The organism is Hydrogenovibrio sp. SC-1, assembly GCF_002848135.1.
Lineage (GTDB): Bacteria > Pseudomonadota > Gammaproteobacteria > Thiomicrospirales > Thiomicrospiraceae > Hydrogenovibrio.
This window is the reverse complement of sequence record NZ_PKGB01000003.1, coordinates 73,927-96,852: the sequence shown is the minus strand read 5'-3', so window position 1 is coordinate 96,852 and position 22,926 is coordinate 73,927. Positions and strand designations below refer to the sequence as shown.

The following is a 22,926-nucleotide window of genomic DNA, read 5'->3' as shown; positions in this document are numbered from 1 at the left end:
CTTACTTAAATATCAGCAAATCATAATAAAAGAATTACCGATTAATGTCACGCTAAAGGGAAGAGATCGTAAGGAAAATCCAACCAGGCCTGGTTGAAACGACAGAGAATTAAAGATCTAGTGGGAGCCCATGGCCAATCCCATACCATTGCCCCACTTGTTAACCGCCGCGCGGGCAGAGTTTAGTGCATTTTCTGGCAACGCCAATTCCTTTAAAGCTAAATCACGGCAGGTTTTCAACTGCTGAGTAATATAGTTATCATCCTCGGCTTCAACCACAATATAGTTACTCAGCATAATCAGCGCCGTTAAGTGACGGACGCGGTCATTGTTTTGATTTTTTTTAGCAAAATCCTGATCATGATGAAACAAAATGGCCTTATAAATATCCGGATCCATATGCCATTTTTTGCAAGCTAGGCAGCCTATAAAAGCATGATTGGTATGATAGGTTTCAATTTCTTTTTCATAACCACTGAACGGATAGGCTTGTTGTGACTTAAAAATTTCCATGTATTTTTCAGAGTCGTGGCGCCCCATATAGATAGCACCCACATTCTGCATTAAACCAGCCATATAAGCCTCAGAACGAGAGACATCAAACACCCAGTAAGACAGTTCGGCTGCTGCAATGCCGCATTTCGCACCCTGTACTAAAATAGGCTTTTCTGATGGCGTGGCGTCCAGAACAGTCACCATCCCAGAGGATAAAAAGATATTATTAATCTCATCCAAGCCTAAAACATTAACGGCCGCTTTAGCATCCTGTACTTTACGATCTTCTGAGGTAATGTTGGTATTAACCAATTTTAAAAACCCTGCCAACAATTCAGGATTATGGCTAATCAAGTTCGCCACCTTAACCGTATTAGGATATTTAAAATTGAGTTCGGCTTGCAATAACAGCACTTCTTCCGGCACATTCGGCACGGATTGACTCTTTAAAATTTCAGAAGCCTTTTCAATTAAGGACTGCATCACCCTATCCCCAAATTTAAACAAGCTATAGCATAGCGCTAAAACTAAGCAAAAACAATCACAAGTGATCCAATTATGCGACCACTCTATCGCATCTTAATCGAACGCAACTCCTGAAATATAATCACCCCCATAAACAGCTTCTTGCTTGCTTGTTGCATCTCCAAGGGTATACTAGAATACTTTGTAGCGTCTATAAATATCAGGTATGGATATGCTCCGCATAAAAGCCCTATTATATAAAGTGCCCATTTTAGCCATCAGTGCTGCGATGAGTGTGTTCGCGATATTTGCACTGACGTTGTATGAGTTTTCTAGCTGGTATCAAACCAGCCAGCCAGCCAGCCCCGCTGACTGCCATAACACCCTCTGTTTTTCATTTGAAATTGGGACTCGACGCCCCGGAAAACACTGCGCTTCATCAAGCCGTTTTACGATTTGCTGAACGGGTTCAAACAGAAAGCCACGGTCGAATACAAGTAGAGATTTTTCCCAATCAAGTATTGGGGAATGTTTATCAAATGATTGAAATGACCCGCAAGGGCCAACTTGATATTTTATTGATTCCTTCCGCTAAATTGAGTATTTCCATCCCCTCGATGCAATACCCGGACATACCATTTCTATTCCCGACGCGAGAAGATGCTTATCAACTCTTGGATGGCGAACCAGGTCAATTACTGCTACAGAAATTGAATAGCATCGGATTACTGGGCATCACTTTTTGGGAGAATGGTTTCAAGCACTTTACTGGCAATCAATTTTATACCCACCCCGATGATTTTGTGGGCAAAAAATTTCGCATTATGAAAAGCCGACTGCTTGAATCCCAATTCAACGCCTTAGGGGCTGAAGCTATCCCTATTGATTTTCACAGCACTTATCAAGCCTTAAAAGATGGTGTAGTCGATGGCCAGGAAAACCCCTTGGTTTCGATTGCCAGCATGGGGTTTCACAAAGAGCAATCTCATTTAACTCTCAGTGACCATGGCTATCTCAGTTATGTATTTGCCTTTAGCCAACATACTTTTCCCGAATTACCACAAGATTTAAAAACGCTGTTAATAAAAACGGCTCGCGATTTAACCCGCTGGGAACGCCAAGAAACCCAACGGCGCGAAAACACCTTCTTACAACAGATTCAAGCGGAAGGCGTACAAATTACCCAACTCACACCCGCACAACGCCAAACATTGGCTCAAAAAACAACTCACCTCATTCAGCAATTTGAACCGATCATTGGTAGCGACATTATTAGCTATACCCAAACCTACCTGAATCAGAAATATGCATTGACAACACCCGACAAACTAGCCATTGGCCTAAATGCGGATCTTTCTGCGGAAGCGCCCCAAGCAGGCCTTGCTATAAAACGCGGCATGGAGCTGGCCATTGCCGAAATCAATGCTCAAGGCGGCCTATTAGGTAAAGAGCTGGTGTTACTACCGATGGATCACCGAACCCTCGCTAGCCGAGGGCAAGAAAACTTAAAGCACCTCGCCAATGAAAAACCGGTGATTGCGGTCATGGGGGGGGTACATAGTGCTGTTGTTATGGCGGAGCGCCCTTTAATCAATCAATTGAAAATACCCTATTTAATCCCTTGGGCTGCCGCATCAGAAATCACAAAGCTGGATGGAAGTCATGACTTTCTATTTCGATTATCCATCGATGATGACATTGGGGCTAAAAAATTAGCAGACTTTAGTGCCGAGCTGCGATGCGCTTCACCCGCCGTCATTGTGGAAAACTCGATTTGGGGTCGCGGCAATCTGGAACAAATCAAAAATCATCTCGCTAAAAAATCAATTCCCATTGCCGTGGAAGTCACCTTAAATCGAGGTCAGCAACACTTTGATTCGATTATTCACCAGCTAACACAATCAGGGGCTGATTCGATCATTCTAGTGGCAAACTCTAAAGAAGCAACAGGCCTGGTCAAATCCCTCAGCCAATCTCAAACACTGCTTCCCATTATTTCCCATTGGGGGATCGCCAGTGGTGACTTCTTTAATCAAACGAAGTCCTTGTTTTCCAAACTCAACCTTCATTTAATTCAAACTTGGATTTTTTCCAACCAAACACAAAAGGCTCCGATATGGCAGCGCTATTTACAGGCTTATAAAACCATTGACTCACCCTATGCAGTTAATGGGATGGTTCAAGCCTATGACCTCGTCAAGCTGTTGGCTTTAGCCGTCACGACTGCAAAATCTACTGACAGACAGGCCATCCAACAAGCGCTTGAAAATTTGCCACCGTATCAAGGCGTGCTTAAATATTATCAACAAGCATTTTCGGCCAAAGATCATGATGCCCTTAATGAAAAGGATATTTTCATGGTGAAACTCCTTCCGGATGGCCGTTTGGTTAAAACTGAAACGGAAGGTCAATAGCCAATGCCCTCTATTCCTTTTTTTAAAAAAACGACGCATCAAAAAGGCATTCATAGCCGTATTGTGTGGATGATTAACCTGCTGGTGCTATTCGGTATATTAATTATCACCACCACAGCCACTCTGCAAACCTATCAACAGATGAATTCTCAAGGCAAAGCTTACTATCTCAACCAGGCAGATACCCTCCATCATCGTCTGGAACAGAATTTTAACCATTTAATTGAATATGCCCACCAACTAGCAAAAAATAAATTGATCGTAAATGCTCTAACCGACAGCGTGGGTCGCGATCAATATCTACCGCCATTAATTAACAACTTTACGCATCATCAAGATACCCTTGCCGTCAGTTTACTGGATTATGATGGCCATCCGATTTTCCCAACGAAACAAAGCGACATTCAATACAATCAATCACCGCACCTACGTACGGCACTGATCATGACTCAGACGTCTTATTTTATTGAAAAAGGGTTTCTCTTTGTCATATCACCTATTGAATATTACAACACCACTCAAGGGGCTATAATGGTGAAATACGATTTATTCACTATTATCAAAAATAATACATCCAAACTAAAATACGCTTTTACTCACATTACGCATAATGAGGATTTGCTATATGAAAAAACTATCGACCCTGAGAAGGATTACCTCTATTTAAGCCATGCTAATGACCATCACTCTGAAAATATTGTCCAACAATTAGGGCTTTCCGTCGGCATTGGCATTCGTAAAGTACACTTCTTTCAACCCATTATTGAAGCCACTTCCAAGATCATATTTATCGGGCTAATGATCTTGATTATTACCCTTTTTGCCGCTCATTATGTGGCTAATTCGGTTACTCAACCGATTTTAGAATTATTCAGACGTGTTAAAGAAACCACTAATGATGCGACTGCTTTATGTAGTCCTTTAGGCACGTATGATGAATTAGACGAGCTTGCTCAAGCGTTTGATGAAAAAACTTACCACATCCAGCACCAAGCACCAAGCACAACACGATGCCTTAACCCAACTGCCTAATCGACTATTATTCGTTGACCGTGTAGAACATACCTTATCCATTCGTAAACGACTGCATCAAAAGCTGGCCGTTTTGTTTCTAGACTTAGATCGGTTTAAAGAGGTCAATGACTCTTTTGGCCATGAAATGGGCGATAAACTCATTCAAAAAGTCGCCATCGAAATTCGACATCAATTACGAGACGAAGATACCATTGCCCGCTTTGGCGGTGATGAATTCGCAATACTCATTCACCAATATCATCACCCCCATGATTTGATTATTGTGGTTGAAAAAATATTATCCGTATTTAGACAAGCTTTTATTTTTGATGAAATCCAGCTCTTTTCTACTTGTGGGATTGGCATCGCCACTTTCCCAGAAAATGGCGCGGATGCATCTACATTAATGAAAAATGCCGATGCAGCCATGTACAAAGCGAAGAAAAATGGCCAAAATCGCTATGAATTTTACAACCATGACATGACTAAGCAAGCCTATGAACGTGTCAATTTAGAACGTGAACTGCGCTATGCGCTAACTCATAATGAACTGGAAGTTTATTACCAGCCACAAATTGACATGAGCACGCAGAAGGTTTTAGGGTTAGAAATCTTGATGCGCTGGAACCATCCTCAAAGAGGACTCATCTCGCCTGATCAATTTATTCCTTTTGCAGAAGAAATTGGTCTCATCGTCGAAATGGATCGCTGGGCAATGGAAGTGGCGATGAAACAAGTCTATCGTTGGCAGCAGCAAGGCCTAAGACCCGGTAAGTTGTCCCTGAATTTATCGCTGATTCAACTCAATCAAGTTGATTTTCTGGCATCGGTTCAACATGCGATTGCTCAAAGCTTAATGGTACCGCAAGATCTCATCTTTGAAATCACCGAAACCCAAATTATGCGCAACCCGGAACAGGCTACTCGAACCTTGACCCATTTGAAAGAACTCGGGCTCTCGTTAGCGATTGATGACTTTGGCACAGGCCATTCATCTTTATCCTATCTTAAAAACTTCCCCATTGATAAACTCAAAATTGATCAATCCTTCGTCCATGATATGACCACAGATAAAGACGATGCGAACTTGGTGAAAGCCATTATTAATATCGCCAAAAGCTTAGAGATGGACGTGATTGCCGAAGGGGTCGAAACCCAGGATCAAGTTGAGATGCTGATTAATTATGGTTGCTATGAAGCGCAAGGATTTTATTATAGTAAACCACTGACTAAAACCGACTTTGAAGTCTTTTTAAAAAGCCATTAACGCTGGGCCCTGCTGTTTGAGCCAAGCTTTATGTTCAGCCAGATCAGGGCAATATTGCTGAACCAACTGCCAAAATGCGGGGGAATGATTCGGGTGAATAAGATGACATAATTCATGTTGAATCACATAATCAATAACCGGCTTAGGTGCCATTGCTAAACGCCAATTAAACTGTAGTCGCCCATCACTGTAACAACTACCCCACCGAGACCGATAGTTGCGAATGGTGACATCGGCAGGTGTCACCCCAATTTCAGCGGCTAAAACAGCCAATCGTGGCAGAAGATACTCGGCTAATTGCTCAGTGTAAAAAGCGGCCCATTTTTTTTGCAAGGTTGCTTTGGGGGATTTCAACTGGCGGTGCGTTTTTAAAAAGGCACACACTTGATTATTGTCTAGCCGCACTTGTAAGCTGCGCACGGGTGTGGTGTGGTCTTCTATATAACGAATCGGCTCACCGAATAGCGGCACGGTACCACCGGATTCGCGTGTCATCGAGTCAGGCAGTTCAGCCTGTTGCTGCTTGATACTTGCTAATAACCATTCAGCTTCCGAAGCCACCAATTCAGCAATGGTTTGATCGGAAAACTGCTTGGGCACTCTCAAACTAGCACCATCAGGCGATACCTTTAATGCAATCGACCCCCGTCGAGAGGTTTTAACAATCGTTAGTTGGTGTTCACCCAGTTGTATTTGTTGTGCCATCTATTACTGACTCGTACCGATTTAAAATTAAGCGACTATTATAGGGCAGTTCCATTGTACTCAAGTCGAAATCTACAAAACGTCCCAAACGAAAATCGCCTAAAATAGAGCCATGACACCTTTTCCTGACACCCAAGCCATTGAATATCATTTCAAAATAACGGAAGCCAATACCGTTTTATTGACAGCACTGCAAAACCATTGCCCCAGTTCGGTGTCATTCTCCAATCAACAATTCAAGCAACTTTGTGAAATGGGCGCGGTTTGGGTTGCACAACCGCATCCAAAAACAGGAAAAACAACCAGGCCTGGTCGATTTCGGCGTGCTAAAAAGCGCTTACCCATCAATTCGGAAGTGTCAGTTTACATCAATAGTCAGGTGTTAAATGCAACGGTTGCCACCCCGTTATTAATTGCGGATGAAGGCGATTTTAGCGTTTGGTACAAACCGAAAGGGATGTTGTCACAAGGCTCAAAATGGGGTGACCACACCACACTTTACCGCTGGATAGAACGCAACCAACCATTTGAAATCCAACCACAAAGGCCCTGTTGGCCAGTGCATCGGCTCGATAAGGCCACCGATGGTCTGATGTTAATTTCCCATAGCAAAAAGCGCGCACAGCAATTAGCACAGCAGTTCGAATCACGATACCTTCAAAAAGTCTATCAGGCGTGGGTGTCAGGAAATTTTTGCGCCGCCTTTCCGGCATGGCCGCACCACATCCAAACTCCCGTTCAGGATAAACCAGCACACACTGAAGTTCAGGGTTGCCACTATGATGCTGAGCAAAATCGAAGTTTATTGAACATCAAGCTCCATACAGGCCGCAAACACCAAATTCGCATCCACCTAGCTGAAGCGGGCTTTGCCATTATCGGTGATCGCCTTTATGGTCAGGCCAGTTCAGAGGATATAGATTTACAATTAACGGCAGTCAAACTGACGCTATTGCCAAACGCGGACCAGCCACTCAAGACTTACCAACTGCCTGAGTCGCTACGACTTGGATAGCCTTAGTCTCTGGAAGACTGTCCATTAGGGATAGGACAAAAGACGCCCCCTGGATTATTGTGCAACTTCTCGATCCAGTTCTCGGTGGGCTTTATCCGCCGCCTGTTTTTGATATTCTTTTTGTGCCGCGCGTTGTTGGGCTGCTTTTTCAGCCTGTTTCTCTGCCGAGCTACATCCCATTAGGCTGATGGCTGCTGCCACCCAACTTACTAAAATTAATTTTTTCATATCGTCATCCAACTTAATTAAAAAACGCTCTTCTGCCAAGGATCCTAAGTACCGCCTGCGCCCCTTGCAACGGAAAGGTTTGTTCCCTTTTAAAAGTTGTTCTAGAATACGGTAAACCTTTCTCAAAAACAAGGACAGTTCATGGCTAACAGCTTGCTTGAAACGGATCAACACCGTTTAGCACTTTCTATTTCTGGATCGGGTGGAACCGGTGCGGTCACAGTCGGACTCATTTTATTAGATGCAGTTGCCAAAGCGGGGTTTTATGGCAATATGACCCGTGCCTTTGGCCCTCAGATTCGCGGTGGTGAATCGGCCGTCATGCTGCATTTTTCTGATCAGCCCATCGAAACACTGGCTGAGTTTTCTGAACTACATCTCGCTTTAGACTGGGTAAAATTTGATCGATTTGAAGACGAAATTCCACTCACTTCGTCAAGCTTGGTTATTTATGATAATAGCCGTGAAAAACCACCAGGCCTAGTCAAAGAGTCAGGGGCAACGCTCATTGGACTCGATTTGCAGGCCATCGTCAAAACCTTGAAAGGCAGTCGCCTCAATATGGTGGCATTGGGCGTTGTTGCTCAACAAATCGGTTTAGCCAGTCACTTTATTGAAGCTGCCCTACAAAAAACTTTGGGACGAAAAGGCCCAGAAGTGGTGACAACCTCAATGGCCGCCGTGTCAGCAGGCATGACATTGCTGACAGACACCCCCTTACCTGGATTAGCTGACTGGCATCCTACTCAAACGCCTCGCTGGAACATTAGTGGAAATGAGGCTTGTGGGCTAGGAGCACTTCGTGGCGGCTTAAAGTTCGCGGCCGCTTATCCGATCACCCCTGCCACCGATATTGTCGAATATTTGGCCAAGCCACTGGCACAAACCGGTGGCAACTTGCTCATTGCCGAAGATGAGCTGGCAGCGATGAATATGGTAATTGGTGCGTCCTTTGGTGGCGTCCCCAGCATGACCTCGACCTCCGGCCCTGGTTTATCACTCATGACCGAAGCGATGGGATTGGCTGTTGCCGCCGAAATTCCAGCATTGGTGGTAACGGTTATGCGTGGCGGCCCCTCTACCGGCATCCCCACTAAATCAGAACAATCCGACTTGAACCAAGCACTTTATGCCTTGCATGGCGATGCCCCGCATCTGGTCATTGCTCCCCTCAATATCCAAGAATCGGCAACGGTTAGCCAATGGTCGTTGAGGCTGTCAGAAGCACTTCAAACGCTCGTTATTTTAGTGACAGACCAACATCTGGGACAAACACGGATGATTATGAATCCTGTTGAAGCCTTGGATTTGAATTTACAGCGCTCACAACCGAGTGCCGCGAACGAAGAGACATCCTATCAGCGTTACCAACTCACGGAGACTGCGATTTCCCCCATGTCTATTCCCGGAATGACGGCGCTTCAATACACCGCCGATGGACTCACTCATTCTGAATCGGGGCTACCCTCTTCACGGGCTGAGGATCATGCACAACAACTCCATAAGCGTGCCGATAAACTCAGCCAATTTGAATATGGCGATCGATGGGCCTGCACGATACCAACAGCCAAGGCAAAATTCACCATTATCACTTGGGGGTCCAGTTTCGAAGCTGTTAAGGAAGCGGTCGAAACGTTAAACCGACAAGGAGCCGCCATTAGCCTAATTGGGCTCAGATTAATTATGCCGTTACGCACTGAGACCTTGATAGAATTAACCCAACAACAAAAGGTATTGGTCATCGAACAAAACGATTCCGCGCAGCTATACCATTATCTACTGTCGCAAAAAGCCATCCCCATTGACAGTGATGCCTTGGCAGAACCCGGCCCCTTATTGTTTAAGCCCACGGATTTAATGCCCCGTATTCAAACTTGGATGGAGGGTCAGTTATGAGCCTTGAACAAATTCCCGTTAAAAAAGCACGCCCCAATGATTACACCTCCAATGAGCATCCGGTTTGGTGTCCTGGGTGCGGCCATTTCTTTATTTTACGCGCACTGACCAAAGCACTGGCCTGGCTGAACATATCTAAACAGGATATTGGATTGGTATCCGGCATTGGCTGTTCATCGCGATTACCTGCTTATTTAGATGTCTATGGTTTTCATGGCATTCATGGCCGAGCTTTGGCACTGGCCAGCGGCTTAAAGTTGGCCAGGCCTGATTTAACGGTTATTGCCGCGGGAGGTGATGGCGATGGCTATTCAATTGGCGGCAATCACTTTATTCATGCTTGTCGACGCAATATGGACATCACCTATATTGTGATGGACAACGAAGTCTATGGCATGACCAAAGGCCAGCCCTCTCCGACGACCGATCCGGAATGGCACAGCAAATTGGCTCCGAATGGCACGGGGTTATCCAGTTTTAACCCAATGGGCATCGCTTTAGCTTCTGGTGCCAGTTTTATTGCCCGCGGCTTTTCCGGTGACCCCAATGGACTCACTAAAATCTTAACAGAAGCCATTCAACACCAAGGCTTTTCACTGGTCGAAATCAAAAGCCCCTGTGTGACCTTTCGGCCTGAGCAAAAGGATTGGCATAAATCGATGCGTTTGATGAATGTAACGCCTTTCGCCAATCCGATGGAAGCTGCACAGGCCATTTATGGCAGTGATGGGTTTGACACAGGTATTTACTACCAGGCGGACTCACCGGTTTATAGATCAGAAGCTTCTAGCAAAAAAAACGGCACTGCCTCAGAACAAATGGACATCATTGAAAAGGCGCTTTTGGTATGAAAACACATCCTTTTTTAAAAACCCATAACAAACACTTGGCTTGGGTATTAGCGGCGGTTAATGAAATGATTGAAGAATCGATCTATTACTGCGATACCTTTGCTCACACCTTACAAGCTCACCATAATGAAACGGCCGCGGCTATTTTTTCAGCGTTAAGTCCTTATTTTAAATCCGAGCAAGAAATCGTGTTGGCGAAACTACCCGAACAAAATCTACCGGCCATTCCCCCATGGGAAATTCCGCACCAAGACTATGAGCATCCGGCCAATGCCTTGATGCAGGCACATTATTTAATGACAGAGCATGAAGCCTGGCAAATCGTGACCGATATGATCCAAGTGCACCATTGTTTCTATCGCGATTTAATTGCGAATAGCTCACAAAAAGAAGTGATTGATCTGATTACGTCTTTGCAAACACACTGCTTAAAGTGTGAAAAGATTTGCGCGACCAAAAGAGTGCCAACAAAAAGCGATGACCCACAAGATCCCATTGATGATTTAGATGCGCCTGTTGCACAGAGCTAAACCATGCGAAATGGTCGAATGACATTCACTCAAAAGATTAATGCGTTCTTTCAACGATTCACATCCCTTTTTCAACCAAAGCCTTGGCATTGGATATTACCGATTAAAGGCCACTTTTATTATGATGCTGAACTGGCTGAAGCCGCGGGTTGGCTGGTTATTGGTCAGGAACTGCGGCTGAGTCCTGAATCGGACAACCCATATGATTCCCAGGCCATCCAAATATACTTACCGCTTGCCCAGGGCAATCCACCCGCATTAATCGGCTATATTCCATATACCCATAGCCGAGCGCTCACTTGGTTGCTAAACGAGACGCATCTAACAGCCCCCATGACAATCAAACTGTTTAATGGTTATCGGCAATACCAACGTTTACATTTATTTATCCTCATTCAAACGCACCTTAATCTTTGGCAAAGGCTTCGTCTATCCTTATTAAAACGCCCCAAACATCGGTCAAAAAACCGTTAAAATAGCTTTATTCCACATCAATCCTTGGAGAAAAAATGCCTTTATCGCAATCGGCCGCGCCTGCGGAGTTGGAGCAGCTTGCACAGCAACTCGAAGCCTCTGGCCAATATCAAGTCTTAAAGAAGTTTCAACCCATCTCCCAATATCTCCCGGACGATCCGCAGATTGCACACCACTTAGTTTGTATTATTGATACTGAAACGACTGGGCTCAATACCGACAGTTGTGAAATAATTGAATTGGGTTATCAATTGGTTGAGTTTGATTCGAACGGCCACTTCTACAAAGTGGTTTGTGCCAAAAACTTCTTGAATGAACCGGAAGGAGACATCTCCGCTGAAGTTACCCAAGTGACAGGACTGACCTTTGATGATGTCAAAGGTCACCGCATTCCCTGGGATGAAGTGGTTGCCGATATCAGCCAAGTTCAGCTCTGCATCGCCCATAATGCAGGGTTTGATCGACCGATTTTAGAACGTTACCATTCGTGTTTTGTCGATAAGGTCTGGGGTTGCTCAGCCAGCCAAATTGACTGGTTTCATTTGGCTAAAGTTGGCTCACGTAGCCAGGAATTTTTGTGCTGGAAAGTTGGGCATTTTTATTATGAAGCGCACCGTGCTTTAGATGATGTACAGGCTCTGACGCACCTTTTAAGCCAACCGATTTCTGAGACAGCCCAACCTGCATTGCATTTTTTATTGCAAACCGTGCGTCAGCAAAAGGTATTAATCAAAGCGACAGGCGCGCCTTTCGATCTAAAAGATGCGTTAAAACAACGAGGCTATCGCTGGCAAGCCAAACTGAGGGTTTGGCAAAAGGTGTTTGACGCCTCAGAACAACAATCAGAACTGGCCTGGCTTCAGGATCAAAATGTGCCATCACCAGAAGTCATCAAACTCAAAGCCACCGATAGTTTTTCGATTCGAGCGCAATAACAAAAATCGGCTGTCAAAATGACCAGGCCTGGTCATTTTAAAACACTCAACTAATGGGTTTCTCTGACGAGGCGAATGAAATAATAATCATCCCGGTAATCACTGAAACTCTCACCGCGATCAAAGCCAATCCCGAAGGCACCGTATCGGCTATCCACATCCGGCGTTGACGACCAATAATACTCACTGGGGGTATTGGGAAAAACGCGCTGATTAATCGCCGGATCAAAACATTGATACTCAACAATCGACTTCAGTTCTTTAAAATTTGGCAACCGCCAATCTGAATGCCCTGCATAACCGCCTTGTTGATTCTGTTGTTGCGTTGTCAACATGGCTTGCTGCCAAGTCATAGCCTTGGCTTTACCGACACATTTGCCTTTTTGCCAATTTTGACCAAGGCTACACACTTGCCACATCAATCCCGTCTTAAGATGCGTCACCGTGCCATCTTGATGCGATTTAAAATCCTTCGTCGGCGTCAGCGGCAAAGTGTTTTTGTGCTTACAGGTTTGTGCCTCGACACTGGGGACGAGGCTCACAGCCCATACTAACGGCATCCAGACTGAAATGATTGGCCTAATTTGCATCTGCCCCTCCAGGCAAGGCTGTGCGCACCAGCCGCACATAAAGTTCATCTCTTCGTGCCGTTACGGTATCTCGGCCATTGCTAAAGTCTAACTGCCAGTTCATACTTTTATCAAAGGCAACTGGCGTGCTTGACCAATAACCGCCCCGACGAGTATTAGGAAAATACCGTCGATCAATTTTAGCGCCTCTTTCTCTCAGCTTTAAGAGTGATGTTAATTCCTGAATATTGGGTAAGCGCCAGTCATGCGCACCACACAGTCCCTTTTTATTCACTCGCTGAACAAACGCATGGGTGTTACAGTAAGTATCTTGTTTGCGCGCGATAAAACCAGTACAAATATGTCCATCATGATTGCGATATCCCGTTGCACCACCATTACTAGCCCAAATGAGATTGCGCAAATTGTATTGATCTTCTCGGGAATGCAAACCCGCTCTTTTGCTTTGCCTGGTCTTCACCTCCCAGATTAAGCCGGTATGATTATCTTTGACACAAGACCAACGTTTTGCAGAGCGAGGCAAAGGTCGCCCCTCCGCGTCTAATTTTGTAAAATTAAACCCATCACGGCCATGAGCACAATCTTGCATAGCTGCCAATTCGCCACGACACTTTTCTTCATTGCCTTGAGGATAGTTGGCTGCCCAAGCGATACCGGTATCATTTAAAGGGGGCACCGTTGAATAGGGGACAATTTTCACCTGACGTTGCCGTTCAGCACGGTTCCCAGCTTGATCAGTTGCAGTATAGGTCAAGGTGTAGCTTCCCAAAGCATGGGACTTCACCTTACCTGACACCTTCACCGCCACCTGACCATCAAAATCATCGGTTGCGGTTGCACCCGGATCAGTAAAATATTGATGGCGTTCTATGACCAAATCCCCGCCATTCAATTGAATTTTCGGTGCTTCGGTATCTTTATCAGGAAGTGTTTTAGGGGCTTCAGGTGCTTTTTCGAGCAGACTACAGGATGATAACAACCCTGCTAGCCACAAAAACCCGATCCAAGCGGTTATGTTTTTTAGCAAAGGCTTGTTCACAACACGATACATCACAACACTCATGGATTAGTCGCTACCGTATTTTGAAGAAATTGGCGTTTCGTTTTATCAAACCGTTTAGACGCGTCCAAAAAGATACGCATCTTCTGGATACTGGTGACATAATTAACCGTTTCAGATCCGATAATTTGACGAGCAGCAACTTCCACATTGTAAAGCCACTTATGTGGATTTAATCCCATCTTTTCCGCTTTTTTCTGAAGCTTTCGCACTTTTGCTGGCCCTGCGTTATAAGCTGCTAAGGTTAAATTTTCTTGTTCTTCACGGGTTAATTTCGGATCACTAAAATAGCGATCTCGTAAAAAGGCCAAATATTTTACGCCTGCATGGATATTAGTTTCCAAATCTTTAATATTCGGTAAATTGACTTGACGATCTCGTGCAGTGGACGGTTTAATCTGCATAACGCCCATCGCCCCTGCCGGACTGCGTTTTTTATGATTAAAGCGTGATTCCTGATAGGCCAATGCAGCAATGAGCTTCCAGTCAAAATCATACAGATCGGCATATTTTTTAAAATAGGTTTTCAAGGTACTGACATTATTGAGCAAATCATGTGCAGGTGGGTTTCTAATCCAATAGTCATCCTCAAAATATTTTTTATAGACCATATTGCCTAAAAAATGACCCGGCCTGGCATAATCGTGGATAAAACGGTTGAGTGATTGCCTAAATCTAGGCATGCCTTTACGAACCGCCCAACCAATGGAACCGCCATGATGCACCACGATTTCTTCATTCAAGACAATATTGTCTAATACCCGCTTCCAAATATGCGCAATATGATCATCCACCACGGTGTAGGCAATCATATTTTCATTCACCAACTCTAAAATATCTTCCGCTTCCATAATCGGATCGGCACGTACAATTTCCATTGGCGGCAACCCCAGTTGTCCCAATGACTGATTAATGGCCACCAAATGAATCACATAACTACTGTTATTTACTACCACAACCCGTTTTCCTGAAAAATCTTCAAGACGACGAATCGGTTTGGCCTGTCGACTAGAGACCAGAATCTCGTTCACATGCTCAATATACGGTTTGGTAAAGTCGGTTAGGTTTTCTCGCTCAGGGGTAATGGTCAATCCTGCCGCAGCCAAATCGCCATAACCGGCATCGAGTTTTTCAAGAATTTCGCCAAAGGGCACAGGAATAAAAGTCAGATGCGTTTGATAACGAGTTTTGCGGGGACCACGATTTAAATAGTCCACATAGGCTTTTAACAGATCATATTCCAACCCGCGAAAGCCCTTACCCGATAGGAAAAAATTGGTGCGAGTATAGCTGACTAACACTCGAATCATATTACGCTTTCTAAGCTCTGGCAGGTCGCCTTGAAACTTATCTAAAATGCGACTGTTTATTGAAGTATTTTGCGGCACTGTCGCATTCGCCCAGACAGACGACACACTTAAAAAAGCAAGACAGATTAGTAGCCAAACTTTTGTCAAAACGTTTTTCAAACCCAACCCTTCATGCAGTATTTTCGAGTTCAAATTGTAAAGCAATTTTCTGAACGAATGCTTAAAAGTATAGAACAAAATTGGACAGTCAAAATCGATATTAATCTGTGTAAAAACCAGATCAAAAATTATTTTTGAAAAAGCAGGATAATCAAAAGATAACGCTCTAGCCGAGCATTTGAAAGATTGGTCGGGACAGTAGGATTTGAACCTACGACCCCCGCCACCCCATGACGGTGCTCTACCAAGCTGAGCCATGCCCCGAAACCATTGAAAGGCGTATTATAGGGGGATTCTGTTTTTTATCAAGTCCATTTTTGCGCCATGTGACGAGAAGAGTGTTTTAAATAGCGCCGCTGAGTCAGCCAGCCGATCGTCAATAAGATCAAAACACCTGCCAGCAGACTGGTCAACCACAGCAATGGGTTAAAATGCAGCGGCAAATCTAATAGCCATTGGCTAATCAAAAAACTGGCGAACTGTGCTAACGTTGCGGCTAAAAACCCTGCCAAGGCCCCAAGGATCATAAATTCTGTCAACCCAACCTTCACCAAGGTAGCCTGATTAGCACCTAAAGTTCTCAGCAACATCCAGCTCTGCACCCGACTTTGCTGACTAGCGAGCGTCGCAGTAAACAATACAATTAGGCTGGCCATCAGCGTAAAACCATAGAGCGCAGAGACGCCCCAACTGGCTTGGGTCATAATGGTTTGAATCTGCGCCAGAATTTTTTCGGCGTCAATCAATAGCACGCCAGGTGCTGTTTCGGCCAATTGTTGGGTCAGTTCATTGGCTTGAATGGCGCGCGGCTTGAGCGCAAAATTACCAATATAAGAAATAGGCAAAGCCACATCCGCTTCTGGCTGTATCACAAAAAAGAAATTCAGTCGCAGGCTTTGCCATTCCACTTGGCGAATGGTATCCAATCGATAGTGCCTTTGCTGACCACTCAAACTAAACGTTAGACGGTCATTGAGCTGTAAATTAAATAATTTTGCAATACTCTGCTCCACCGAAACCGTCGGCAGCACTTGCATTGAATCCGTTAAACTGGACACAGTTGCCTGCTCGACAATTTCATTGTAATTAGGCGGTTTGGGGAGCACAGCGATATTGGCTTCTCTTTCCAGTAAGCGACGCGCCCGATCTTCGGTTTGTTGTTGCGCTTGGATGGGCGTGTCATTAATGGCAACTAGACGCCCTCGAACCATTGGCACCAATTCGGTTTCAATCTGATGGTTTTCCAAGAGCGTTTCAACAGCCGCTTTTTGATCTGGTTGAATATTGATTAAAAAGGTATCCGGTGTATCCGCCGGTAAAGCGGCTTGCCAACTTTGCATCAAATCTTGACGCACAAAGGTCATCACCATCAACACAAATAACACTAAGCCAATGGAAATCAGTTGAATTTTGACCAGGCCTGGTGACTTTGTCAGTGCGGCCAACGACAATTTCAGCCAGCCCCGACTTTGAGTTTGCCACACTTGCAGAAAATGAATCAATAGCTGTGATGCACCATAAAGCACGCCTGCCGCCACTACTAGCCCTAACAAAATCCATGTCACCGCACTGGTCATCGAAATCACCAACAACAAAATCAGTCCGAGACTGATGAGCCAAGGTTGCATTTTCGGGGCAATCACCGTGTTTTTAAGCAATTGCATTGGAGAAGTTTGCACCGCTTGACGGAAGGCTTGCCAAGCAAAACTCCACAAGACCAACCCACCCATCAAAAATCCTTGAAGGTAAGCCGAATGAAAACTGGGCAACACCAAGTCCTCAAAGTACTGATGGAGAAAGGGCACACTCAACTGTAAAAGCACCGCCCCTAACAATACGCCTAGGCCACTGCCCAAAATGGCCAATAACGTCATTTGATAGCCAAACAATCGACTCATTTGCGCTTGAGTCGCACCAAATGCTCGCATTAAGGCGATGGTATTTTGCCAACGCTGCAAATAAAAGCGGCTGGCAATCAATATGGAAAGTCCGGCTACCAATACCGCAGACAAGCCTGCTAATTCTAAAAACAACCAAGCCGTGTCCAACGATTTTGCCAAATCTTGTGAAGGCGCCTGCGCCGAAATCACTTGAAGATGGGGACTGTTTTCTGCCGCCAGTTGTTGGGAGAACTGTTGTAATGCAGCAGCATTGCCCGCCACGGCCAGTTCATATCGAATACGACTACCAGGCCCTTTTAATGCTGTTGCTGCCAACTCACTCAGCCGGATTTGCATTTGATAGGCAAAACCGCCCATGCCGGAAAAGCCCCCTGCTGCTTTAAAGGCGCCTGCAAGACGAAACTGTGATTTACCTAAAGTAATCACACTGTTATCGCTAAGATTCATTAGTGGCATCAACGCATCTTCAACCCAGACGACTGGCAGGCCTGGTTGCCCTGAGGGGGTAAAATCGAGTGATTGTTGGGTCGGTGACTGTCGGAGTGGCATCGTCTCCGACAGGGCTTTGAGTTGTACTAGTTGAAACTGCCCTTGGTGACCGGCCATGGTCGTCAGACTTTGGGCCTGAGCGGTTTCAAGATTTAAGCTTTTCGCTAAAGTCTGCCATTTTGCCGGGATTTCGCGAGAACTGCGAATCACCAAGTCGGCACCAAGATGATTGGCCGCTTGTCGCAGCATACTGGTTTTCAAAGTACTACCCAGCGTTTCAACAAAGGTGACCGTCGCACTGGCAATTAGAATAGCCAATAATAACCACAACCAATCCCCCTTTTTTAAGGCTCGGAAAAACCAGCGTTGCGCGGTCACCATTTCATTAAACGCTTTCATTCTGACCGATGCTCATTTTCTGTTTCTAGGTGCTCTAACCGTCCATGCTGAAGGGTGAGCGTTCGATCACACTGTTGAGCCAATTGACTATCATGCGTGACTAAGATCAAGGTAGTGCGGTAGGCTTTATTTAATTCAAAAAGCAAGTGTTGAACCTGTTGCGCAGTGGTTTCATCTAAATTGCCCGTCGGTTCATCGGCAAATAGGATTTTAGGTTCCGTGACAAAGGCGCGCGCCAAAGCAACCCTTTGTTGTTCTCCCCCAGACAGTTCCGCAGGACAATGATTTAACCGATGATCCAGTCCCACCTTATGCAGGGCTTCGGTGGCGGCTTCAAGCGCATTGGGAAATTGAAACAGTTCTAAAGGCATCAACACATTTTCCAAAGCGGTCATACTGGGCATAAGTTGAAAGTTTTGAAACACAAAGCCAACTGCTTTGGCACGAATTTGTGCTCGGGCATCTTCGTTGAGCGATTTTAACGACTGACCTAATAATAGAATATCGCCGTCTGTCGGGCGTTCAAGCCCCGCCATTAACGACAATAAAGTGGATTTACCCGAACCGGATCGACCGACTATGGCCAACGACTCACCCGACTGGACAGTTAAATCACAGCCCTTTATGATAGACAAGGTCTCTTCATCCGAGGCAATGCGATAATGTACGTTATTTAAAGACAAAACAGGCGCGTCATGAATCATTTTAAAGGTCTCATCTTGAGTTTAAAGTTTTTACGGTTAACCAACCACCCCTTCAAAAAATGGGTTCTACTGGTGTCAATGGCGGCTTTATTAAACCCGCTCAGTGTAACACAGGCGCAATCGACTGAAATAACGGCTAAAGACACAAATTCCCCCGCCAAACTCTTAGTGCTCGGTGACAGTCTCAGTGCCGCTTATGGCATGGCCGTGGAACAGGGTTGGGTTGCCCTACTCTCTCAAAAACTACACCCTTCGATTACCATCGTCAATGCCAGCATTAGCGGCGAAACCAGCTCCGGGGGTAAAAATCGATTGCCTGCCTTGTTAAAACAACATCAACCCAATTGGCTGATTTTAGAACTGGGCGCGAATGATGCTTTGCGCGGCCAATCACTCCGAAGCTTACGAAAGAATCTGACGACCATCATCGAACAGGGCCAACAAGCGGGCGCTGAAGTGCTGTTGCTAGGTATTCGTTTACCGACCAATTATGGACCGGCCTATGACGAGGCATTAAGCCAACTGTATCAAGACTTAGCAGATCGCTACCAACTGTTGTTTGACCCTTTCTTTTTAGCCGAATTGGCGCTTGATCCGCAATGGATACAAGCCGATGGCCTTCATCCGAATGCTCAAGCACAACCTAAAATTTTGCAACGACTTTGGCCTCGCATTCAAATGCTGATTGGCAAGGATCTGCTTGCGCCTTAAAATAACCAGGCCTGGGCACCTTAGACGACTTTCGCCCTATTTTCCGCCGCCTTGGCAAAGTGGCGACTCAACAACTTGCGGCGATTGCGACCACTCTGCTGGACTATAGGTATGCAGTGCCAATGCATGAAACTGTGGCATTAAATCAGCTAAAGCTTGATAAACCAATTGATGTCGTTTGACCTTTCGCACCCCGTCAAAGTCATCACTCACTAAAGTCAATTTAAAATGGGATTCGATGGCTGGCCCTGAGTGCATATGGCTCTCATTTTGCAGTTGAAACTCGGTCACCTCAAATATTTGATGTATTGCTGTTTCTATCTGCTGTGCAATGGATGCTTGATTGTCGTTCATAAACTTCCTTTAAACTCGTTATAATGATTGCCACACGTTCATCACTTACATTTCAGTGTAACCCATTTGGTTCGAAGCGCTCGCGAAGGAGAACAGCATGTCTCGATTTTTGATTCCACCCTTTTTCATAGCATTGGTTAGCTTATTTGTCAGCCCCGCTTTATTGGCGGCTACTGCAAATAGCACCACCGATTCAACCATTCAATTGAAACGGGTGCCCGAATTACAAGATCCGCCTTCTGACCGTTTCCCGGGAGATCCTGCTGAACATAAAGCCGTTTATATGTGGAACCAAGCAGATGCCGCTTATCACACCAGTATATTGAATTCTATCCAAGCGATGATTCGCAAGTATGGCGATAATGTGGAAATTGCTGTGGTGGCCATTGGCCCTGGTATTCATGTGCTCAGTCAAAAGCCCCAAAGACCCGTCGAGTCGCTCACCTACGAACGCATTGCCAGCTTTGCGAAGGATTATAATGTCCGCTGGATTGCCTGTGGCAACACCATGAACAGTCTGCACTGGACGGATCAAGACATGCGCCCCTTTGCGGAGTACACCGAAGTGGGCGCTGCCGCCTTAATGGAGTTACAGGAAGAAGGCTTTAAACTGTTGGTTTGGTAGCCTGTTACTTAGCGCTTGCTGTCTGACGTTTGTTGGGCGGCAAGCAACACATCGAGTTTACGGTGCAAATCAGCGACTTGATGTGCCAATTCATCCTGATTCGCCATCGATTCAGCCTGTAAATCGCCTTCCTGTTCTATCTGCATTTTTTTATGCTCTTCATCCAACACCTCTACCACGATGCCAATCATCATATTCAAAAATACAAACGCCGAAAAAAAGATAAAGGTGATGTAATAAATCCAACTGAGGCTATAAACCGCCATGGTTTCATACATCACATCAGTCCAATCTTCAAAGGTTGCCACACGGAACAAGGTTAGCAGTGAAATACCAAGATCTCCCCATAATACCGGATTAATATGACCAAACAGCAGACTGCCAACCACGGCATAGAGGTAAAAAATAATAAACATCAGCAGTGCCACATACCCCATTCTCGGCAGAGCGCTAATGAGCGCCGTTACCAAGACTCTTAACTCTGGGATAAACGAAATCAAACGCATCACCCGGAACAGACGTAACATCCGAGCAATTAAGGCATATTCGGCATCGTCTAATGGAATAAGACTCACCACAACGATGACAAAATCGAAAACATTCCAGCCCTTTTTAAAGAATTCGGTTAGACGATCTTCTGCAGCCATTCGAATAAGAATTTCGATTAAGAAAAACAGGGTCACCCCATAATCCATGACCCACAATACCGACACAAACGTTTCGGGTAACGCGTAGGTTTTCGCTCCTATCATCAAAGATGACAAAATAATAATGGTAATGACAAACAGTTCAAACGCCTTATTATCGCGAATAGCCTGAAATTTCACTTGGAATGGAGATGTTGCCATGACAATCACTCTTATATAAATAAAAAAATAACTAACAAATAAATGGATTTTATAATGTGGCGATATTTTACTGCATAATATTCCAATTGAATTGTTAAAATAATCAAGATTATTAATTTAAAAAAAGGACTAAAAATGCCAAAAGTTCATGTGGTGGGTCAAGGCGAATGTGATTTTGATGACCAATTCTCATTATTAGATGCGTTAGATGATGCTGGATTTGATATGCCTTATAGCTGCCGAGGCGGAAATTGCGGTGCTTGTGAAGTCAAATTGATTTCTGGTCAAGTTGAAGCGATCCAGGAGCCCGTGTTTGAAGCCGAAAAAGGCAATATTTTGACGTGTAGCGTCATTCCTTTAGAAGATATTGTGATTGAACTGGTTTAATAAAGCCTTATTTCAGCTATAAAAAAACCAGGCCAGGCCTGGTTTTTTTTATTAACGAGGGTACTACATTTTAATCATCAATTAGTCATTGATCATCTTACGGTATTTTTCAACCATTTTCGCTGGTAGCGGAATATAACCGTCCTTGACTACATCTTGCTGACCTTTTTGTGACAGAACTAAGTTCATAAACTCTTTTACGACTGGCTCTAATGGCTTATTCGGCGCTTTATTTACATAAACATAAAGTACACGTGCTAATGGATAGGTTCCATTCAGCGCATTTTCAGGCGTGGCTTCAACAAAAGCTCTTCCGGCTTTTTTCGTTAACGCAACGGCTTTTACACCCGCTGTTTTATAACCAATCCCTGAGTAACCAATCCCGTTCAATGAAGAAGAAACCGATTGCACCACAGACGCTGAACCGGGTTGTTCATTCACAGAAGACTTGTAATCCCCTTTACATAGGGCTTTTTTCTTATAGTAGCCATAGGTCCCAGAAACAGAGTTACGACCATAAAGCTGGATCGTCTTGTTTTTCCAGTCACCCGTTAAGCCAGCTTCCCCCCACTTGGTAATATCATCTTTGGCACCACACTTACGTGTGCTTGAAAAAATTGCGTCCACTTGTGGAATCGTTAAACCTTTAATTGGGTTATCTTTGTGAACATAAACAGCAAGTGCATCAATCGCCACGCCTATAGCAGTTGGCTTGTATCCTTGTGCTTTTTCAAACATAGCCAATTCTTTGGCTTTCATTTTACGGCTCATAGGCCCTACGTTTGAAACAGATTCTGAAAGTGCTGGTGGCGCAGTTGAAGACCCTGCTGCCTGAATTTGGATATTTACATTCGGATAGGTACGCTTAAACTCTTCAGCCCATAGTGTCATTAAGTTTGCTAAAGTATCAGAACCAACCGAAGATAGCTTACCGGATACCCCTGAAACTTTCTCGTATGCAGGAATGGCTGCATCAACTTGCGCTGCGGACAACACCGGTGTAGAGACGACGGTCGCTGCGAGACCCATTGCCATTAAAAGTTTGCTTTTCATTACGTTCTTCTCCAAAAAATTAAAAGGATCGTTATCGACTCGGCATA

23 protein-coding genes and 1 tRNA gene are annotated in these 22,926 nt (G+C 44.8%); 12 read left to right on the top strand and 12 right to left on the bottom strand.

What is annotated here, in order from left to right; all coding sequences use genetic code 11:
• Positions 1 to 117: 117 nt before the first annotated feature.
• Positions 118 to 978, bottom strand: a complete 861-nt coding sequence (locus CYQ88_RS02540) for an HDOD domain-containing protein (RefSeq protein WP_101839775.1) — start codon at positions 976 to 978, stop codon at positions 118 to 120.
• A 305-nt stretch (positions 979 to 1,283) separates the two neighbouring features.
• Here CYQ88_RS02540 and CYQ88_RS02535 point away from each other — a divergent pair, with 305 nt between their 5' ends.
• From CYQ88_RS02535 to CYQ88_RS02525, 3 genes are read left to right on the top strand one after another with little or no spacing between them, the layout of a single operon-like run.
• Complete coding sequence (locus CYQ88_RS02535) at positions 1,284 to 3,374, top strand: DctP family TRAP transporter solute-binding subunit (protein WP_101839774.1); 2,091 nt, start codon at positions 1,284 to 1,286, stop codon at positions 3,372 to 3,374.
• A 3-nt stretch (positions 3,375 to 3,377) separates the two neighbouring features.
• Positions 3,378 to 4,406 carry a HAMP domain-containing protein gene (locus CYQ88_RS02530; RefSeq protein WP_101839773.1) on the top strand — a complete coding sequence of 343 codons (1,029 nt, stop codon included), beginning with the start codon at positions 3,378 to 3,380 and terminating at the stop codon, positions 4,404 to 4,406.
• Positions 4,339 to 5,655 (top strand): bifunctional diguanylate cyclase/phosphodiesterase, encoded by a 1,317-nt coding sequence (locus CYQ88_RS02525; protein WP_101839772.1) that lies wholly within the window; start codon positions 4,339 to 4,341, stop codon positions 5,653 to 5,655. The genes CYQ88_RS02530 and CYQ88_RS02525 overlap by 68 nt, the downstream gene beginning before the upstream one ends.
• Here the strand turns inward: CYQ88_RS02525 and CYQ88_RS02520 are convergent.
• On the bottom strand, positions 5,641 to 6,360 hold the full coding sequence (locus CYQ88_RS02520; RefSeq protein WP_101839771.1) for a M48 family metallopeptidase: 720 nt from the start codon (positions 6,358 to 6,360) through the stop codon (positions 5,641 to 5,643). The genes CYQ88_RS02525 and CYQ88_RS02520 overlap by 15 nt on opposite strands.
• Positions 6,361 to 6,472: 112 nt before the next feature.
• Between CYQ88_RS02520 and CYQ88_RS02515 the strand changes: the two genes are divergently transcribed.
• Positions 6,473 to 7,375 carry an RNA pseudouridine synthase gene (locus CYQ88_RS02515; RefSeq protein ID WP_101839770.1) on the top strand — a complete coding sequence of 301 codons (903 nt, stop codon included), beginning with the start codon at positions 6,473 to 6,475 and terminating at the stop codon, positions 7,373 to 7,375.
• Positions 7,376 to 7,429: 54 nt separating this feature from the next.
• Here the strand turns inward: CYQ88_RS02515 and CYQ88_RS11485 are convergent, their stop codons facing one another.
• The gene (locus CYQ88_RS11485) at positions 7,430 to 7,603 is read right to left on the bottom strand and encodes a hypothetical protein (RefSeq protein WP_158235992.1); all 174 of its coding nucleotides are present in this window, start codon (positions 7,601 to 7,603) and stop codon (positions 7,430 to 7,432) included.
• 141 nt (positions 7,604 to 7,744) lie between these two features.
• Here CYQ88_RS11485 and CYQ88_RS02505 point away from each other — a divergent pair, with 141 nt between their 5' ends.
• Genes CYQ88_RS02505 through CYQ88_RS02485 form a run of 5 tightly spaced genes read left to right on the top strand, consistent with a single transcriptional unit; the run spans position 7,745 to position 12,289 of the window.
• The gene (locus tag CYQ88_RS02505) at positions 7,745 to 9,499 is read left to right on the top strand and encodes a 2-oxoacid:acceptor oxidoreductase subunit alpha (protein ID WP_101839768.1); all 1,755 of its coding nucleotides are present in this window, start codon (positions 7,745 to 7,747) and stop codon (positions 9,497 to 9,499) included.
• A complete protein-coding gene (locus CYQ88_RS02500; RefSeq protein ID WP_101839767.1) occupies positions 9,496 to 10,350 on the top strand; it encodes a 2-oxoacid:ferredoxin oxidoreductase subunit beta in 855 nt (284 codons plus the stop codon). Before CYQ88_RS02505 ends, CYQ88_RS02500 begins: the two co-directional genes overlap by 4 nt.
• Positions 10,347 to 10,880: a hypothetical protein gene (locus CYQ88_RS02495; RefSeq protein WP_101839766.1), complete on the top strand. Its 534-nt coding sequence runs from the start codon at positions 10,347 to 10,349 to the stop codon at positions 10,878 to 10,880. The genes CYQ88_RS02500 and CYQ88_RS02495 overlap by 4 nt, the downstream gene beginning before the upstream one ends.
• 3 nt (positions 10,881 to 10,883) lie before the next feature.
• A complete protein-coding gene (locus CYQ88_RS02490) occupies positions 10,884 to 11,354 on the top strand; it encodes an HIRAN domain-containing protein (RefSeq protein WP_101839765.1) in 471 nt (156 codons plus the stop codon).
• Between the two features lie 35 nt (positions 11,355 to 11,389).
• Positions 11,390 to 12,289 (top strand): 3'-5' exonuclease, encoded by a 900-nt coding sequence (locus CYQ88_RS02485; RefSeq protein ID WP_101839764.1) that lies wholly within the window; start codon positions 11,390 to 11,392, stop codon positions 12,287 to 12,289.
• A gap of 50 nt (positions 12,290 to 12,339) precedes the next feature.
• Here the strand turns inward: CYQ88_RS02485 and CYQ88_RS02480 are convergent, their stop codons facing one another.
• The 6 genes from CYQ88_RS02480 to CYQ88_RS02455 form a co-directional block, all read right to left on the bottom strand.
• A complete protein-coding gene (locus tag CYQ88_RS02480) occupies positions 12,340 to 12,879 on the bottom strand; it encodes a DUF1566 domain-containing protein (protein WP_158235991.1) in 540 nt (179 codons plus the stop codon).
• Positions 12,869 to 13,942, bottom strand: a complete 1,074-nt coding sequence (locus tag CYQ88_RS02475) for a DUF1566 domain-containing protein (RefSeq protein ID WP_101839762.1) — start codon at positions 13,940 to 13,942, stop codon at positions 12,869 to 12,871. The genes CYQ88_RS02480 and CYQ88_RS02475 overlap by 11 nt, the downstream gene beginning before the upstream one ends.
• Positions 13,939 to 15,408 carry a lytic transglycosylase F gene (locus CYQ88_RS02470; protein ID WP_101839761.1) on the bottom strand — a complete coding sequence of 490 codons (1,470 nt, stop codon included), beginning with the start codon at positions 15,406 to 15,408 and terminating at the stop codon, positions 13,939 to 13,941. Before CYQ88_RS02470 ends, CYQ88_RS02475 begins: the two co-directional genes overlap by 4 nt.
• A 187-nt stretch (positions 15,409 to 15,595) precedes the next feature.
• Positions 15,596 to 15,672 (bottom strand) — tRNA-Pro (locus CYQ88_RS02465).
• Between the two features lie 41 nt (positions 15,673 to 15,713).
• Positions 15,714 to 18,197: an ABC transporter permease gene (locus CYQ88_RS02460; protein ID WP_101839760.1), complete on the bottom strand. Its 2,484-nt coding sequence runs from the start codon at positions 18,195 to 18,197 to the stop codon at positions 15,714 to 15,716.
• Positions 18,194 to 18,901 (bottom strand): ABC transporter ATP-binding protein, encoded by a 708-nt coding sequence (locus tag CYQ88_RS02455; protein ID WP_101839759.1) that lies wholly within the window; start codon positions 18,899 to 18,901, stop codon positions 18,194 to 18,196. The genes CYQ88_RS02460 and CYQ88_RS02455 overlap by 4 nt, the downstream gene beginning before the upstream one ends.
• Between CYQ88_RS02455 and CYQ88_RS02450 the strand changes: the two genes are divergently transcribed.
• Positions 18,893 to 19,612, top strand: a complete 720-nt coding sequence (locus CYQ88_RS02450; RefSeq protein WP_233188790.1) for an arylesterase — start codon at positions 18,893 to 18,895, stop codon at positions 19,610 to 19,612. The genes CYQ88_RS02455 and CYQ88_RS02450 overlap by 9 nt on opposite strands.
• A 36-nt stretch (positions 19,613 to 19,648) precedes the next feature.
• On the opposite strand, the gene CYQ88_RS02445 is transcribed toward CYQ88_RS02450, so the two are convergent.
• Positions 19,649 to 19,966 carry a BolA family transcriptional regulator gene (locus tag CYQ88_RS02445; RefSeq protein ID WP_101839758.1) on the bottom strand — a complete coding sequence of 106 codons (318 nt, stop codon included), beginning with the start codon at positions 19,964 to 19,966 and terminating at the stop codon, positions 19,649 to 19,651.
• Positions 19,967 to 20,063: 97 nt separating this feature from the next.
• Here CYQ88_RS02445 and CYQ88_RS02440 point away from each other — a divergent pair, with 97 nt between their 5' ends.
• On the top strand, positions 20,064 to 20,591 hold the full coding sequence (locus CYQ88_RS02440; protein ID WP_101839757.1) for a DsrE family protein: 528 nt from the start codon (positions 20,064 to 20,066) through the stop codon (positions 20,589 to 20,591).
• 8 nt (positions 20,592 to 20,599) lie between these two features.
• Here the strand turns inward: CYQ88_RS02440 and CYQ88_RS02435 are convergent, their stop codons facing one another.
• On the bottom strand, positions 20,600 to 21,439 hold the full coding sequence (locus CYQ88_RS02435) for an ion transporter (protein ID WP_101839756.1): 840 nt from the start codon (positions 21,437 to 21,439) through the stop codon (positions 20,600 to 20,602).
• Positions 21,440 to 21,574: 135 nt separating this feature from the next.
• Here CYQ88_RS02435 and CYQ88_RS02430 point away from each other — a divergent pair, with 135 nt between their 5' ends.
• Positions 21,575 to 21,826, top strand: a complete 252-nt coding sequence (locus tag CYQ88_RS02430; RefSeq protein ID WP_101839755.1) for a 2Fe-2S iron-sulfur cluster binding domain-containing protein — start codon at positions 21,575 to 21,577, stop codon at positions 21,824 to 21,826.
• A gap of 81 nt (positions 21,827 to 21,907) precedes the next feature.
• On the opposite strand, the gene CYQ88_RS02425 is transcribed toward CYQ88_RS02430, so the two are convergent.
• A complete protein-coding gene (locus tag CYQ88_RS02425) occupies positions 21,908 to 22,879 on the bottom strand; it encodes a PstS family phosphate ABC transporter substrate-binding protein (RefSeq protein WP_101839754.1) in 972 nt (323 codons plus the stop codon).
• Positions 22,880 to 22,926: the final 47 nt, after the last annotated feature.

Bases quoted from the DNA above. Each gene is read 5' to 3' on its own strand.
- CYQ88_RS02475 (WP_101839762.1), bottom strand. From the start codon at position 13,942: ATGAGTGTTGTGATGTATCGTGTTGTGAACAAGCCTTTGCTAAAAAAC.
- CYQ88_RS02535 (WP_101839774.1), top strand. From the start codon at position 1,284: ATGAGTTTTCTAGCTGGTATCAAACCAGCCAGCCAGCCAGCCCCGCTG.
- CYQ88_RS02455 (WP_101839759.1), bottom strand. From the start codon at position 18,901: ATGATTCATGACGCGCCTGTTTTGTCTTTAAATAACGTACATTATCGC.
- CYQ88_RS11485 (WP_158235992.1), bottom strand. From the start codon at position 7,603: ATGAAAAAATTAATTTTAGTAAGTTGGGTGGCAGCAGCCATCAGCCTA.
- CYQ88_RS02485 (WP_101839764.1), top strand. From the start codon at position 11,390: ATGCCTTTATCGCAATCGGCCGCGCCTGCGGAGTTGGAGCAGCTTGCA.
- CYQ88_RS02425 (WP_101839754.1), bottom strand. From the start codon at position 22,879: ATGAAAAGCAAACTTTTAATGGCAATGGGTCTCGCAGCGACCGTCGTC.
- CYQ88_RS02495 (WP_101839766.1), top strand. From the start codon at position 10,347: ATGAAAACACATCCTTTTTTAAAAACCCATAACAAACACTTGGCTTGG.
- CYQ88_RS02430 (WP_101839755.1), top strand. From the start codon at position 21,575: ATGCCAAAAGTTCATGTGGTGGGTCAAGGCGAATGTGATTTTGATGAC.
- CYQ88_RS02515 (WP_101839770.1), top strand. From the start codon at position 6,473: ATGACACCTTTTCCTGACACCCAAGCCATTGAATATCATTTCAAAATA.
- CYQ88_RS02530 (WP_101839773.1), top strand. From the start codon at position 3,378: ATGCCCTCTATTCCTTTTTTTAAAAAAACGACGCATCAAAAAGGCATT.
- CYQ88_RS02480 (WP_158235991.1), bottom strand. From the start codon at position 12,879: ATGCAAATTAGGCCAATCATTTCAGTCTGGATGCCGTTAGTATGGGCT.
- CYQ88_RS02500 (WP_101839767.1), top strand. From the start codon at position 9,496: ATGAGCCTTGAACAAATTCCCGTTAAAAAAGCACGCCCCAATGATTAC.
- CYQ88_RS02460 (WP_101839760.1), bottom strand. From the start codon at position 18,197: ATGAAAGCGTTTAATGAAATGGTGACCGCGCAACGCTGGTTTTTCCGA.
- CYQ88_RS02435 (WP_101839756.1), bottom strand. From the start codon at position 21,439: ATGGCAACATCTCCATTCCAAGTGAAATTTCAGGCTATTCGCGATAAT.
- CYQ88_RS02520 (WP_101839771.1), bottom strand. From the start codon at position 6,360: ATGGCACAACAAATACAACTGGGTGAACACCAACTAACGATTGTTAAA.
- CYQ88_RS02450 (WP_233188790.1), top strand. From the start codon at position 18,893: ATGAATCATTTTAAAGGTCTCATCTTGAGTTTAAAGTTTTTACGGTTA.
- CYQ88_RS02490 (WP_101839765.1), top strand. From the start codon at position 10,884: ATGCGAAATGGTCGAATGACATTCACTCAAAAGATTAATGCGTTCTTT.
- CYQ88_RS02525 (WP_101839772.1), top strand. From the start codon at position 4,339: ATGAAAAAACTTACCACATCCAGCACCAAGCACCAAGCACAACACGAT.
- CYQ88_RS02540 (WP_101839775.1), bottom strand. From the start codon at position 978: ATGCAGTCCTTAATTGAAAAGGCTTCTGAAATTTTAAAGAGTCAATCC.
- CYQ88_RS02505 (WP_101839768.1), top strand. From the start codon at position 7,745: ATGGCTAACAGCTTGCTTGAAACGGATCAACACCGTTTAGCACTTTCT.
- CYQ88_RS02445 (WP_101839758.1), bottom strand. From the start codon at position 19,966: ATGAACGACAATCAAGCATCCATTGCACAGCAGATAGAAACAGCAATA.
- CYQ88_RS02440 (WP_101839757.1), top strand. From the start codon at position 20,064: ATGTCTCGATTTTTGATTCCACCCTTTTTCATAGCATTGGTTAGCTTA.